Source organism: Nocardioides dongkuii, from assembly GCF_014127485.1.
Taxonomy (GTDB): domain Bacteria; phylum Actinomycetota; class Actinomycetes; order Propionibacteriales; family Nocardioidaceae; genus Nocardioides; species Nocardioides dongkuii.
The window spans coordinates 3,460,395-3,474,408 of record NZ_CP059903.1; the positions used below are offsets into that span (position 1 = coordinate 3,460,395).

The window sequence follows — 14,014 nt, forward strand, 5'->3', positions numbered from 1 at the left end:
CCTCAGGTCCCGGCGGTCAGGTCGACGTCGCCGGCGAGCACGTCGGCGAACGCCTGCTCCGCGGCCCCGAGGGCGGCCGCCTCGATGCCGAGCGTGCTGAGCCGCAGCTCGGGCCGGACCTGCGCCGCCGACGCCAGCCGGGCGTCGAGGGTCCGCCGGGCGGGCTCGAGGACCAGGTCGCCGAGCGGCACGAAGTAGCCGCCCAGCACCACGACCTCCGGGTCCAGGACGCCGGCCAGCATCGCGAGCCCGAGGCCGACCGCCTCCCCGACCCGGCCGAGCGCGGCGCGGACCTCGGCGTCGGTGGCCGCGCGCTGGGCGACGGCCGCCGCGGTCTCCAGCGGGGTGGCCAGCTCGGGCATGCCGACGGCGGCGAGCATCGCGTGCAGGCCCACCGAGGCCTCCCAGCAGCCGACCCGGCCGCAGCCGCAGCGGGCGGTCGGGTCACCGACAGGCATGTGCCCCACCTCGCCCGCGAACCCGGCGCCGCCGCGGACCAGCTCGCCGCGGTCCACGATGCCTGCACCGATGCCGACGGTGCCGGTCAGGTAGAGCGCGTGCCGGACGCCGGCGGCGGCGCCGTGCCGCGCCTCGGCGTACGCCGCGCAGTTGGCGTCGTTGCCGACCCGGACGGGGGTGCCGAGCAGGTCGGCGACCCGGTCGGCGAGGTCGGGCCCCTCCAGGGCGAGGTTGGGCGCCCACGCCACCGTGCGGTTGTCGCCGCGCACCAGCGCGGGCACGGCGACGGTGGCGCCGACGCTGACCTGCCCGGCCGCGCGGCACCGGTCGCGGACCGCCTCGGCGAGCCCGAGGAGGGCGCGCTCGTGCCCGGTGCGGCCGCCCTCGACGGGGCGGACCTCGTGGTGCACGACCCCGCCCGCGAGGTCGACGACGACCGCGGCGACGTAGTCGACGTTGAGCTCGAGCCCGACGCCGACCCACCGCTCGCCGCTCAGGGCGACCGGGCGACCCGGACGCCCGCGGGCACCGCTGCGGGACTCCTCCTCGGTCACGGCACCGGCGGCCTCGAGCCCGGCGACGATGACGCCGACGGTGGCCTTGGCCAGCCCGGTGCGCTGCGCCAGCTCGGCCCGGGTGGCCGGCCCGAGCCGGCGCAGGCTGCGCAGCACGAGGGCGGCGTTCTGCCGGCGCAGCCGCTCCGTGCTCGCCGGCCGGTCGCCGACCACCGGGGTGGTCAGCGGACGCCGTACAAGTGCTCGAGCGCCAGCTGGTCGAGCCGCTCCACGGCGGCCCCCTGCTGGGCCAGCGCCTCGACGTCGGGCAGCGGCCACTCCAGCAGCTGCTCCCAGCCCTCGCCGTCGGACAGGGTGGGCTGCGCGAGCTCGGGCAGCCGGGCGGCGACCAGCGCCTCCTGCACCTCCGGGTCGGCGCGGAACGCCTGCACCTTCGCGCGCAGGATGAGGTAGTTGCGCATGTTCGCGGCGGCGGTCACCCACACGCCGTCCTCGTCCTCGACGCGCGAGGGCTTGTAGTCGAAGTGCACCGGGCCGTCGTACCCGCCCGCGAGCAGGGTGTCAACGACCCAGAAGGCGCCGCGCGCGTTGCCGGCGCCGAAGCGCAGGTCCTGGTCGAACTTCGGGCCGTTCTGCCCGTTGAGGTCGATGTGGAACAGCTTCCCGGACCACAGCGCCTGGGCGTAGCCGGCCGCGGCGTTCATGCCGGCCATCTCCTCGTGCCCGATCTCGGGGTTCACGCCGACCAGCTCGGGGCGCTCGAGCTCGTGGATGAACGCCAGGGCGTGACCGACGGTCGGGAGCAGGATGTCGCCGCGGGGCTCGTTGGGCTTCGGCTCGATCGCGAAGCGGAGGTCGTAGCCGCGGTCGACGACGTACTGGCCGAGGAGGTCGAAGGCCTCCTTCATCCGGTCCAGGGCCACCGCGGTGTCCTGCGAGGCGCCGAACTCGGCGCCCTCGCGGCCGCCCCACGCGACGTACACCTGCGCGCCGAGCTCGGCGGCGAGGTCGATGTTGCGCATCACCTTGCGCAGCGAGAACCGGCGTACGTCGCGGTCGTTGGCGGTGAACGCGCCGGCCTTGAACACCGGGTGGGAGAACAGGTTGGTGGTGGCGGTCGTGACGGCCAGGCCGGTGTCGGCGAGGCCCTGCTTGAACCGCGCGATGATCTTGTCGCGGGTGGCGTCGTCGCTGCCGAACGGGATCACGTCGTCGTCGTGGAAGTTGACGCCGTAGGCGCCGAGCCCGGCGAGCTTCTCGAGCGCGTGCACGGTGTCCATCGGCGGACGGGTCGCGCTGCCGAACGGGTCGACGCCCTGCCAGCCGACGGTCCAGAGACCGAACGAGAACTTGTCCTCGGGGGCGGGGGTGGGGATCTCGATGCTCATGGTCGGGCCTCTCGTCGGGTGCGCGGGCGGGGGTGGGTCACCAGGACTCGGTGCGGTCGCGGAGGGCGGCGTACGCCGCGCGGACCTGCGGGGTCGGCTCGGCCTCGAGGACCTCGCCGCCGTCGAGCGGCCACGCCGTCGGCTCGGCGGCGCCGGACAGCGCCCACGCGGCCTGCCGGGCGGCGCCGCGCGCGACGTACTCCCCCGGCGGCGGGAGGGTCACGGGGCGGCCGAGGACGGCGGGGGCGAGCGCGCGCAGCGCGGGGCTGCGGGTGGCGCCGCCGACGAGCAGCACCCGTCGAGGTGTGTCGCCGGTGACCGCCGCGACCCGGTCGACCGCGTCGGCGAGCGAGCAGAGCAGCGCCTCGAACGCCGCCCGGGCGAGGTCCGCGCGGGTGGTGTCGCCGGTCAGCCCGGTCCAGGTGCCGACGGCGTCCGGCCGGTCGGGGCTGCGCTCGCCGCCGTAGTAGGGCAGCAGCACGGCGCCGTGCGCGCCGGCGGGGGCGGCGAGCGCCAGCGCGGCGAGCTGGTCGTGGTCGACGTCGAGCAGCCGGCCCTGGAGGTCGAGGATCCCGGCGGCGTTCATCGTGGTGACCATGGGCAGGAACCTTCCGCGGGCGTCGGCGAACCCGGTCACCACGCCGGTGCCGTCGGCGACGGGCGTGGCGCTCACGGCGGAGGCGACGCCGGAGGTGCCGACGGAGACGAGCACGTCCCCGGGCGCGAGGTCCATGCCGAGCGCGGCGCCCATGTTGTCGCCGGTGCCCGCGGCGAGCACCGCTCCCCCGGGCGTGTGCCCCGCGACCGCGCCCGGCGCGACCACGGCGGGCAGGCCGGCGCCGCGGCCCAGGGCCAGCTCGAGGAGGTCGTGGCGCCACGCGCCGGTGGCCGTGCCGAAGTAGCCGGTGCCGGAGGCGTCGCCGCGGTCGGTGAACGAGGCGGTGCCGGGCGCCGCGGCGTGCCGCGACACGTAGTCGTGGGGCAGCAGCACCTCGGCGACGCGGGCGGCGTTCTCGGGTTCGTGGTCGCGCAGCCAGCGGAGCTTGGCCGCGGTGAAGGACGCGACCAGGACGCTGCCGACCGCGTCGGCACAGGCCTGCGGGCCGCCCATCTCGTCGACCAGCGCGCGGGCGGCGGACGCCGAGCGGGTGTCGTTCCAGAGCAGGGCGTCGCGCACGGGGTCGCCCGCGTGGTCGAGGGCGACCATGCCGTGCTGCTGCCCGGCGACGGCCACCGCGTCGGCGCGCTCGAGCAGGCCGGCGGTGGCGGTGTCGAACGCGGTCAGCCAGGCGCGCGGGTCGACCTCGGTGCCCGGCGGGTGCGGCGCCGTACGGCTGTCGACGACGGTGCCGTCCGCGGCGTCGACCAGCACCGCCTTGGTCGACTGCGTCGAGGAGTCGACGCCGAGCACGAGAGTCACCCCGCCATTAAGTGCGGGACTCGAACTAATGTCAAGGGTCCCGGGCATGCGGCCCGTTCGAGCCGGGTACCGACTCGGTTGCACTGTTTCGCGACCCCAGGAGGACCCATGACGATCGACGGCGGAAACCCGGACCCGGGCGACAAGGAGGTCTACGGGGAGTACAGCGTCGACGACGAGGACCAGCCGGCTGCCGAGGACCTGCTCCTCGACAGCGACGTCGCCGACGAGGCGGACCGCGGCTACTCGCCGCCCGAGAGCTACTCCGCCGCCCAGGGCTACGGCAACACGCCCTGGGAGGAGGAGCACCGCGAGACCATCGACCAGCGCGTGCGCCAGGAGGTGCCGGAGCCGGACCCGTACGACGTCTCCGAGGCGGAGGTCGAGGCGCTCGTCACCGAGACGCCGAACGACCAGGTCGGCGACGAGCGCGCCGGCCGGCTGGTCGCGCCCGACCAGGGCCTCGGCGAGGACACCGAGCCGGAGCTGGTCGGTGAGGACGTCGGCATCGACGGCGCCGCGGCGTCGGCCGAGGAGGCCGCCGTCCACATCGTCACCGACGACACCCTCGACGACGACCTGAACTGACCGACCCCCCGGGCGGCTCGAGCGTCCTCAGGTAGCACCCAGCACGGCGGCGCGACGCGGAGGTCGGCGACCAGCTCGTCGAACCCCGCGTCGCGGCCGGCTACCGCTCGGCGACGTACGCCGGCGGCTCAGTCGGCGTCGGGCTCCCGGGCGAGGACCACCTCGACCTCGAAGCCCTCGCTGTTCGCGAGGTAGAGCGCGACGTGCTCCTCCCCGCCCGCGTGCGGGTAGCGGTCCGCGAACAGCTCGTGCCAGCCGTGGCCCGAGGACTCCGCGCGGAGCCGGTCGAGCAACGGCCGGTCCGCGGCGTGCAGCGCGAGGTGGTTGACCCCGGGACGCAGCCGGTCGTGCGGGGCGTCGACCTGGTCCTCGGACCGCTCCAGGAAGAGGTAGGTGCCGTCGGGGTGCGTCCAGCTCCGGGTGGCGGGATCGGCTTCCCAGGTCAGCTCGCCCAGCAGCCACCCCCACTCCTCGGCGGCGAGGTCGGGATCGCTCACCCAGAGGTCGAGGTGGTGCAGCGCGCGCATCATGCGGCCCACGATAGGCCGGTCTCCCGCGCGAAACGAGAACACGTTCTATCGTGACGGCGTGCGCTTCTCGATCAGCACCGCCTTCCTGCCCACCGACCAGCTGCTGCCGATCGCCCGGGCGGCCGACGACCTCGGCTACCACAGCCTGGCGATCCCGGACCACGTCGTCGACCTCGAGACCCTCGCGACGCCGTACCCCTACACGCCCGACGGGGCGCGTCGCTGGGACCACTCCGCGGAGTGGCCCGACCCGTGGGTCCTCGTCGGCGCGCTGGCGGCGGTCACCACCCGGCTGCGGTTCTTCACCTCCGTCTACGTGCCGGCGATGCGCAACCCGTTCCAGGTGGCGAAGTCGGTCGGCACCGCCGCGGTGCTGTCCGGCAACCGGGTCAGCCTCGGGATCGGGATCGGGTGGTGCGAGGAGGAGTTCGACCTGCTCGAGCAGCACTTCCGCACCCGCGGCCGGCGTACCGACGAGGGCCTCGCCCTGGTGAAGGCGCTGTGGGAGCCCGGGTGGACGGAGTTCCACGGCGAGTTCTACGACGCGCCGCGCCTGGTGATGGAGCCGACCCCGACCGAGCAGCCGCCCATCTACGTCGGCGGCCTGTCCGAGATCGCCTTCGCCCGCGCGGCCCGGCACGACGGCTGGGTCGGCGACATGTTCCGGACCGACACGGCGATCGGGTGGGCGACGCGGCTGGCGGAGGTCCGCGCGGAGCAGGGTGCCACCGGCGACTTCGAGGTGATCGTCGCGCTCACCGACGCGTTCCTGCCCGAGCACTTCGCCCGGGCCCGCGAGGGTGGCGTGACCGAGTGCATGACGATGCCGTGGGTCTACTACTCCGGCATGGACGCGACGCTGGAGCAGAAGCTCGACGGGATGGCGCGCTTCGCCGCCGACGTCATCGACCCGGTGCGGGCCGGTGCCGGCTGAGCCGCGGATCCGCGGGTTCCTGTGGCCCACCGAGTTCCTCGTGGTCACGAACTTCCTGGAGGCGGAGCCGCACTCCCACGGCGCCCTCCAGCTCTCCGTGGGACTCCAGGGAGCCCCCCGGGTATGGCTGGACGGGAGCTGGCGACAGGCGGCCGGGCTGATCGTGGACACGGCTGCCGAGCACGGGTTCGACTGCGCGGGAGCGCTGACGGCGATCGGGTGGGTGGAGTCGGAGAGCCCCACGGGGCGGTTCCTCCGGGAGCACCTGCTCCGCAACCGGGACTGGGCAGTCCTGGACGACGCCGTCACCGCGGCGCTGTGCGCGCGCCTCGACGGGGTCGCGGACGCCGACTGCGACACCGCGCACCGGCAGTGGCGGTCGGCGCTCGAGGTGCTCGGCTCGCGCGAACCGGACGAGCACGAGCACGACCCGCGGATCCGGGCCGTGCTGGACCACCTGCGCGCCGTACCCTCGCCCCCGCCGACGGTCGAGGACCTGTGCCGCATCTCCCACCTGAGCGAGAGCCGGCTGCAGCACGTCTTCCGCGAGCAGGTCGGGGTGCCGATCCGGCGCTACCTGCTCTGGCACCGCTACATGGTGGCGATGCGGCACCTGTCCGCCGGCGCCACGGCGACCGAGGCCGCGCACGCCGCGGGCTTCGCCGACAGCGCCCACTTCACGCGGACCGCGCGCACCGTCAACGGGTTCACGCCCACCAAGATGCCGTTCCGGGAGTGGTTGTCCGCCTGCCCCTGAGATCCGGTGCCGCCCACCCCATGAGGGCGGCACCGGGTCAGGGCCGAGTGCCGGGCCGGCTCAGCGCTTGACGCGGATGCTCTGCACCGAGCCGGTGAACGTCGGGTCCTGGAGCACGATGTAGCCGCAGGTGTAGACGCGCCGGGGCCCGTCGTAGCTCCCGTCGACGTTGATGAACTTGTCGCGGGTGCCCTCGATGAACGCCGGACCGTTGTCCGTCCGCTTGTGCGTGTGGTAGATCCCGCCGTCGTCGCAGTAGCGCACGAAGTCGATCCGCTCCGCCTTCGGGGCCTGGGCGGCGGTCCGGGTGGCGGGCTTGGCGGCGACCGGGGAGTGCTCGGGCGCGGGCACCATGGCGGCGGCGGAGGTGGCGAGGGCGGCGGTGGTGGTGAGGGCGGCGGCAGCGAGAGCGGCGAGCCGGATCAGTGAGTTCATGGACAGGACTCTGCTGCAGGGTCGCGGGTGCGGCCTTGAACGTTCCTGCTGATCTCTATGCCCAGGTCAGCGGGGGTGCGTCACTCCCACTCGATGGTGCCGGGCGGCTTCGAGGTGATGTCGACGGTGACCCGGTTGATCTCGCGCACCTCGTTGGTGATCCGGGTCGAGATCCGCTCCAGCACGTCGTACGGCAGCCGGGCCCAGTCGGCGGTCATCGCGTCCTCGGAGGTGACCGGCCGGAGGACGACGGGGTGGCCGTACGTACGGCCGTCGCCCTGGACGCCGACCGAGCGGACGTCGGCGAGCAGCACCACCGGCATCTGCCAGATGTCGCGGTCCAGGCCGGCGCGGGTGAGCTCCTCGCGGGCGATCGCGTCGGCCTCGCGCAGGATGTCGAGCCGCTCGCGGGTGACCTCGCCGATGATCCGGATGCCCAGGCCGGGGCCCGGGAACGGCTGGCGCCAGACGATGTCGGCGGGCAGGCCGAGCTGCTCGCCGACGAGGCGGACCTCGTCCTTGAACAGGGCGCGGAGCGGCTCGACCAGCTCGAACTCGAGGTCGTCGGGCAGGCCGCCCACGTTGTGGTGGGACTTGATGGTCGAGGCGCCGGCGCCGCCGCCGGACTCCACGACGTCGGGGTAGAGCGTGCCCTGGACCAGGAAGGCGACCTTGTCCCCCTCGGCGGCCGCGGCACCGAGCACCTCGGCCTCCGCCGCCTCGAAGACCCGGATGAACTCGCGGCCGATCGTCTTGCGCTTCTCCTCGGGGTCGGAGATGCCGGCCAGCGCGTCGAGGAACTGCTTCTCGGCGTCGACGACCTTGAGGTCGACCCCGGTCGCGGCGACGAAGTCGCGCTCGACCTGCTCGGTCTCCCCCTGCCGCATCAGCCCGTGGTCGACGTACACACAGGTGAGCCGGTCGCCGATCGCGCGCTGCACGATCGCGGCGGCCACGGCGGAGTCGACGCCGCCGGAGAGGCCGCAGATCGCCTGGCCGCGGTCGCCGATCTGGGCGCGGATCTTCTCGATCTGCTCCTCGACGATGTTGACCATCGTCCAGGTGGGCCGGCAGCCGGCGATCTCGAGCAGGAAGTGCTCGAGCACCTGCTGCCCGTGCTCGGAGTGCAGCACCTCGGGGTGCCACTGCACGCCGGCCATCCCGCGCCCGACGTCCTCGAACGCCGCCACCGGCGTCGACTCGGTCGACGCCAGCACCTGGAAGCCCTCGGGCGCCGCGGTGACCGAGTCGCCGTGGGACATCCAGACCCGGTGCTCGCCGGGCACGCCGGCGAGCAGGGTGCCGGGCTCGCCGACGGTCACCTGGGTGCGGCCGTACTCCCGGGCCCCGGTGTGGGCGACCTCGCCGCCCAGCCTCTGGGCCATCAGCTGGAAGCCGTAGCACATGCCGAAGACGGGGGTGCCGTCCTCGAAGATCGCGCTGTCGATGCCCGGCGCGTCCTCGGCGTACACCGACGACGGGCCGCCGGAGAGGATGATCGCCTTCGGCTTGCGGGCGAGCATCTCCGCCACCGGCACGTGGTGCGGCACGATCTCGGAGTAGACCCGCGCCTCGCGCACCCGGCGGGCGATCAGCTGGGCGTACTGCGCGCCGAAGTCGACGACCAGCACGAGGTCATGGTCGGGCTGCTGGGTCATGTCCCCAGCCTATCCGTGGCGCACCGACCGCTCGACCCGCGCTCCGCCGGTGGTTGAGCAGCGAAGGCGCTCTGCGCCTGAGCGTTGTCGAGACCCGGTGAGTAGACGCAGGGCCTCTCGACCACCGAAGCACTCGCCGAGTCGGCGCTTGTGTCCCGCCAGGCTGCGAACACAAGCGCCGACTCGCGGGGTCTCGATGCGCCGGGTCGGGGTTGCCTGTCGGGTCACCGGGTTTCGACATCGCTCAACCACCGGCGGGGACCTCGGCACGCTCGACGCGGCGCGTCAGGGCCCGGCCGAGGAGGGAGGTAGCCGGGCCCTGACCGTCCGTGCACGCTGTTGGACAGTGCAGGACCGCGCGACCCGGTCGCGGGAGGGAGCACAGAGTGGACCGGGTCTGCAGGGTTCAACGAGGCGCCCCGCGGACGGGTTACGGGGCCGCCCCGGAGAACTTGCCGGCCTCGGTCAGCTGACCCCGACGATCGGCAGCCGCAACGCCCCAGGGGCGTGGTCGGGCACCACCGGCGCGACCGGCGAGACCGGCTCGATCCGGGTGTACGGCGCCCCGAGGTCGGGCCGGCGGTCCGGCTCGCCCTTGTTGGGCCAGAACGCCATCGCGCGCTCGGCCTGGGCCGTGATCGTCAGCGACGGGTTCACGCCCAGGTTGGCGGTCACGGCCGAGCCGTCGGCGACGTGCAGGCCGGGGTGGCCGTAGACCCGCTGGAACGGGTCGATCACGCCGGTCTCGGGCGAGTCGCCGATCGCGCAGCCGCCGAGGAAGTGCGCGGTCATCGGCCGGTTGAACGGCTCGCCGATCGAGCCGCCAGGGGTGCCGCCCATGGCCTTGGCCATCAGCCGCACCGCAGTGTTCCCGGCCGGGATCCAGGTCGGGTTCGGGACGCCGTGGCCCTGCTTGGTGGTGAGGTAGCGCTTGCGGGTGCCGGGGATCCTCCGCGTGTAGGTCGTCAGCGAGTTGTCCAGGCTCTGCATCACCAGCGCGATCACCGTGCGCTCGGACCAGTGCTTGAGGTCGTAGAAGTCCTTGATGCTCGCCCGCTGGAGCCACATCTCGCGCAGCCAGGTGCGCCAGCGCGGCAACGGGCCGTCGCCGTCGGTGAGCACGGTCTGCAGCAGCGTCATGAAGTTGCTGCCCTTGCCGTAGCGGACCGGCTCGACGTGGGTGTCCTCGTCGGGGTGGAAGCTCGAGGTGATCGCGATCCCCTGGCTGTAGTCGATCGAGATGTCCGGTGCGATCGCGCCGAGGATCGACTCGGAGTTGGTGCGGGAGAGGAAGCCGAGCCGCTCCGAGAGCCGGGGCAGGTGGCCCTCGTCGCGCATCCGGTGCAGCAGCCGCTGGGTGCCGAGCGCGGACGCCGAGAACACGACCTGCTCGGCGGTGAGCGTGCGCCGCGAGCCCTTGCCGGGCCGCTTCGCCTTCGTGTAGCGGACCTGGACGTCGTACCCGCCGCCGTCGCGCGGGCTGACCCGGGTCACCGTGGTGAGCGGCAGCACGACGGCGCCGTTCTCCTCGGCGAGGTAGAGGTAGTTCTTCACCAGGGTGTTCTTGGCGTTGTGCCGGCAGCCGCTCATGCACGAGCCGCAGCCGATGCAGGTCTTGCGCTCCGGCCCGGCGCCGCCGAAGTACGGGTCGGCGACGGTCTCGCCCTGGGGCTGCTCGGGCCCGCCGAAGAAGACGCCGACCGGGGTCGGGTGGAACGTGTCGGCCGCGCCCATCTCGGAGGCGACCTTCTCCATCACGTCGTCGGCCGGGGTGCGGAGCGGGTTCTCGACCACGCCCAGCATCCGCTTCGCCTGGTCGTAGTACGGCGCGAGCTCGTCGCGCCAGTCGGTGATGTGGCTCCACTGCGGGTCGGTGAAGAACGCCCGCAGCGGCTCGTACAGGGTGTTGGCGTAGACCAGGGAGCCGCCGCCGACGCCCGCGCCGGACATGATCAGGCAGTCGCGGAGCGGGTCGATGCGCTGGATGCCGTACATCCCGGCCGCGGGCTGGAACAGGTACCGCTTGAGGTCCCAGGAGGTCTCGGCGAAGTCCTTGTCGCCGAACCGGGCGCCGGCCTCGAGGACGCCGACGCGGTAGCCCTTCTCGGTCAGCCGCAGCGCGGTGACCGACCCGCCGAACCCGGACCCGACGACCAGGACGTCGAAGTCGAACGACTCGTGCGCGCCCATCAGGCGCGACCCAGCTTCTTCATCAGGCGGAGGTTGGCGGTCATCACCTTGGCGTACGCCGCGTCGGACATGCCGAGCATCGGCGCGAACCGGATCAGCCGCTGGGTGGCGACCGACTGCGACTCGGTGTAGCGGTGGATGCCCTCGCTGCCCTGGCGGCGGCCCAGGCCCGACTGGCGCATGCCGCCCATCGGCGCGTCCACGCTGGCGAACGTGGCGCCGAAGGCCTCGTTGATGTTGACCGTGCCGGCCTTGATGTGCCGGGCCATCGCCCGGGCGCGGGTGCCGTCCTGGCTGTAGATCGCGGCGTTCAGGCCGAACTCGCCCTCGTTGGCGCGGGCGACGGCGTCGCTCTCGTCGTGGAAGCGGTAGACCGAGATGACCGGGCCGAAGGTCTCGTCCTTGAAGCAGGCCATGTCGGGCGTGACGCCCTCGAGGATCGTGGGCTCGAAGAAGTACGGGCCGAGGTCGGGCCGGGCCCGGCCGCCGGTGAGCACCCGGGCGCCCTTGGCGACCGCCTCCTCGACGTGGTGGGTGACCACGTCGAGCTGCTCCTGGGAGATCAGCGAGCCCATGTCGTTGCCCCACTCCAGCGTCGCGCCGAGGGTCATCGCCTCGGTGCGCGCGACGAAGCGCTCCATGAACCGGTCGTAGACCTGGTCGGCCACGAAGAGCCGCTCCATCGAGACGCACAGCTGGCCGGCGTTCGAGAACGACGCCCGCACGGCGCCCTCGGCGGCCTTCTCCAGGTTGGCGTCGCGCAGCACCAGCATCGGGTTCTTGCCGCCGAGCTCGAGCGAGCAGCCGATCAGCCGCTCCGCGCAGCCCTGGGCGACCCGCTTGCCGGTGGCGGTCGAGCCGGTGAAGCAGATGTAGTCGGCGCGCCCGATGATCGCGGGGCCGACCGCGGAGCCCGGGCCGGCGACGACCTGCCACAGGTCGCGCGGGAAGCCGGCCTCCTCGAGCAGCTTCGCGGCGAGCAGCGCCGAGAGCATCGTCTGGGCGTCGGGCTTGGCGACCACCGCGTTGCCGGCGAGCAGCGCGGGCAGGCCGTCGCAGATCGCCATCGTGAACGGGTAGTTCCACGGCGAGATGATCCCGACGACGCCCTTGGGGACCCGGTTGACCTCGACGCGCGTCAGGCCGGGGACGACGCCGAGCCGGCGCCGGGTGTCGAGGTGCTCGTGGGCGGTGCGGGCGTAGTACCGGGCCGTGAGCGCGACGTGCAGCGGCTCGTCGAAGGCGTGCTTGCGCGCCTTGCCGGACTCCCACACGATCAGGTCGATGATCTCGTCCTGGCGGTCCAGCACCAGGTCGTGCAGGCGCAGCATCGCGGCGGAGCGCTCCTCCAGGGAGGTGCGCGCCCACGACTCCTGCGCGCGCCGGGCCCGGACGAAGGCCTCCTCGACGTCCTCGTCGCTCGACTGCGGCACGTGCGCCAGCGGCGCCCCGCTCAGCGGCGACCGCACCGGGACGGTGCGTCCCGACGTGGCCACCAGGCGGGCGGTGAGGGCCGCGACGTACTCCGGCTCGAGGGCGTACGCCGCGGTCGGGTCGTGCTCGGGGTCGTGCGGACCCTCGAGCAGCGGGCCGCCGGCGGAGGTGGGGTTCGAGGCACTCATGTACCGAGAGTATGTGACGGCTGTCTCCGCGACTACCCGGAGGTAACTCTCACATCGCCGGGGCGGTCGGGTAGATGGCCTTCAGCTCGGTGTACTGCGCGAGCCCCTCGGGGCCGAACTCGCGGCCGATGCCGGACGCCTTGAAGCCGCCGAACGGCGCCGCGAAGTCCATCGAGTAGGTGTTCACGCCGTACGTGCCGGCGCGGACCCGGCGGGCGACGTCCATGCCGGCGTCCTGGTCGGCGGTCCACACCGTCCCGGCCAGGCCGTAGTCGGAGTCGTTGGCGATCCGCACCGCGTCGTCCACGTCGTCGAACGGGATCACCGAGAGCACCGGCCCGAAGATCTCCTCCTGGGCGATCCGCATCCGGTTGTCGACGTCGGCGAAGACCGTCGGGCGGACGTACCAGCCGGAGGACAGGCCCTCGGGCATCCCGTTGCCGCCGACGACCAGGCGGGCGCCCTCCTCCTGCCCGAGCGCGATGTACTTCTCGACCCGCTCCTGCTGGCGCTGGGCGACCATCGGGCCGATCTCGGTCGCCGGGTCGGCGGGGTCGCCGACGCTCATGCCCGCGACGGTCTCGGCGAGCGCGTCGACCACGGCGGCGTAGTTGCGCCGCGAGGCCAGGATCCGGGTCTGGGCGACGCAGGCCTGCCCGGAGTTCATCAGGGCGACGAACTTCAGCCCCTCCATCGTCGCGGCCAGGTCGGCGTCGTCGAGCACGATCGCGGCCGACTTGCCACCCAGCTCCAGGGAGACCCGCTTGAGCTGCTCGCCGCAGACCGCGGCGATCTTGCGGCCCGCCGCGGTCGAGCCGGTGAACGCCACCTTGTCGATGCCGGGGTGGGCGACCAGGTGCTCCCCCACCTCGCGCCCGGCGGCGACGATGTTGACCACGCCCGCGGGCACGCCGGCCTCGGCGAGCAGCTCGGCCATCAGGTAGGCGTCCAGCGGCGTCTCGGGGGCCGGCTTCACCACGACGGTGTTGCCGGCGAGCAGCGCCGGGACGACCTTGGAGATGGTCGTGAACTGCGGGACGTTCCACGGCGGGATCGCCGCGACCACGCCGACCGGCTCCCGGCGTACGACGACGTCGGCACCGAGGGCGCCGGGCCGGGTCTCCTCCCAGGAGAACGCCCGGGCGATGCCGAGGAACGACTCGATCTGCATCCACGGGGCGGGCGACTGGGCGAGGTTCGAGAACGACGTCGGCGAGCCCATCTCCACGGTGATCAGCTCGGCCATCTCGGCGAGCTTGCCGGCGTAGAGGTGCGAGAACGCCTGGATGACGTCGATCCGCTCCTCCGGCGACATCCGCGGCCAGGGGCCCTCGTCGAAGGCGCGGCGCGCGGCGGCGACCGCCGCGTCCACGTCGGCGGCGCTGCCCTCCGGCACGGTCGCGACGACCTGCTCGGTGTGCGGCGAGACCACCTCGATGGTCGCCGAGGTCGCCGGCGCGGCCCAGCCGCCGTCGATGAAGAAGGAATCGCGGTCGAGGCTCATGTCAGGTCTCCGTG

Annotated in this window: 12 protein-coding genes; 3 read left to right on the forward strand and 9 right to left on the reverse strand. The window is 73.5% G+C overall.

Translation table 11 applies throughout. The features are described 5' to 3' along the window. Nucleotides 1–2: 2 nt before the first annotated feature. The 3 genes from H4O22_RS16685 to H4O22_RS16695 are packed head-to-tail and all read right to left on the reverse strand — an operon-like array spanning nt 3 to nt 3,782. A complete protein-coding gene (locus tag H4O22_RS16685) occupies nt 3–1,187 on the reverse strand; it encodes an ROK family transcriptional regulator (RefSeq protein ID WP_182524460.1) in 1,185 nt (394 codons plus the stop codon). Between the two features lie 8 nt (nt 1,188–1,195). After that, on the reverse strand, nt 1,196–2,362 hold the full coding sequence (gene xylA / locus H4O22_RS16690; RefSeq protein ID WP_182524461.1) for a xylose isomerase: 1,167 nt from the start codon (nt 2,360–2,362) through the stop codon (nt 1,196–1,198). A gap of 37 nt (nt 2,363–2,399) precedes the next feature. After that, nucleotides 2,400–3,782 carry an FGGY family carbohydrate kinase gene (locus tag H4O22_RS16695; RefSeq protein ID WP_182524462.1) on the reverse strand — a complete coding sequence of 461 codons (1,383 nt, stop codon included), beginning with the start codon at nt 3,780–3,782 and terminating at the stop codon, nt 2,400–2,402. Between the two features lie 108 nt (nt 3,783–3,890). Here H4O22_RS16695 and H4O22_RS16700 point away from each other — a divergent pair, with 108 nt between their 5' ends. Further along, nucleotides 3,891–4,370, forward strand: coding sequence for a DUF5709 domain-containing protein (locus tag H4O22_RS16700; RefSeq protein ID WP_182524463.1), 480 nt, complete (start codon nt 3,891–3,893; stop codon nt 4,368–4,370). A gap of 128 nt (nt 4,371–4,498) precedes the next feature. Here H4O22_RS16700 and H4O22_RS16705 read toward each other — a convergent pair whose 3' ends face one another. Beyond that, nucleotides 4,499–4,900 carry a VOC family protein gene (locus H4O22_RS16705; RefSeq protein WP_182524464.1) on the reverse strand — a complete coding sequence of 134 codons (402 nt, stop codon included), beginning with the start codon at nt 4,898–4,900 and terminating at the stop codon, nt 4,499–4,501. A 58-nt stretch (nt 4,901–4,958) separates the two neighbouring features. Between H4O22_RS16705 and H4O22_RS16710 the strand changes: the two genes are divergently transcribed. Both H4O22_RS16710 and H4O22_RS16715 read left to right on the forward strand, forming a co-directional pair. After that, the gene (locus tag H4O22_RS16710; RefSeq protein WP_182524465.1) at nt 4,959–5,834 is read left to right on the forward strand and encodes a TIGR03619 family F420-dependent LLM class oxidoreductase; all 876 of its coding nucleotides are present in this window, start codon (nt 4,959–4,961) and stop codon (nt 5,832–5,834) included. After that, on the forward strand, nt 5,824–6,591 hold the full coding sequence (locus tag H4O22_RS16715) for a helix-turn-helix domain-containing protein (protein ID WP_182524466.1): 768 nt from the start codon (nt 5,824–5,826) through the stop codon (nt 6,589–6,591). Before H4O22_RS16710 ends, H4O22_RS16715 begins: the two co-directional genes overlap by 11 nt. 60 nt (nt 6,592–6,651) lie before the next feature. On the opposite strand, the gene H4O22_RS16720 is transcribed toward H4O22_RS16715, so the two are convergent. From H4O22_RS16720 to H4O22_RS16740, 5 genes are all read right to left on the reverse strand, one after another. After that, complete coding sequence (locus tag H4O22_RS16720; RefSeq protein ID WP_182524467.1) at nt 6,652–7,026, reverse strand: hypothetical protein; 375 nt, start codon at nt 7,024–7,026, stop codon at nt 6,652–6,654. 80 nt (nt 7,027–7,106) lie between these two features. Beyond that, the gene (gene guaA, locus H4O22_RS16725) at nt 7,107–8,684 is read right to left on the reverse strand and encodes a glutamine-hydrolyzing GMP synthase (RefSeq protein WP_182524468.1); all 1,578 of its coding nucleotides are present in this window, start codon (nt 8,682–8,684) and stop codon (nt 7,107–7,109) included. A gap of 465 nt (nt 8,685–9,149) precedes the next feature. Further along, the gene (locus tag H4O22_RS16730; protein ID WP_182524469.1) at nt 9,150–10,874 is read right to left on the reverse strand and encodes a GMC oxidoreductase; all 1,725 of its coding nucleotides are present in this window, start codon (nt 10,872–10,874) and stop codon (nt 9,150–9,152) included. Beyond that, nucleotides 10,874–12,496, reverse strand: a complete 1,623-nt coding sequence (locus H4O22_RS16735; protein ID WP_182524470.1) for a succinic semialdehyde dehydrogenase — start codon at nt 12,494–12,496, stop codon at nt 10,874–10,876. Before H4O22_RS16735 ends, H4O22_RS16730 begins: the two co-directional genes overlap by 1 nt. Nucleotides 12,497–12,545: 49 nt before the next feature. Continuing rightward, entirely contained in the window at nt 12,546–14,000 is a 1,455-nt protein-coding gene (locus H4O22_RS16740; protein WP_182524471.1) for an aldehyde dehydrogenase, read from the reverse strand. Between the last annotated feature and the right edge of the window lie 14 nt (nt 14,001–14,014).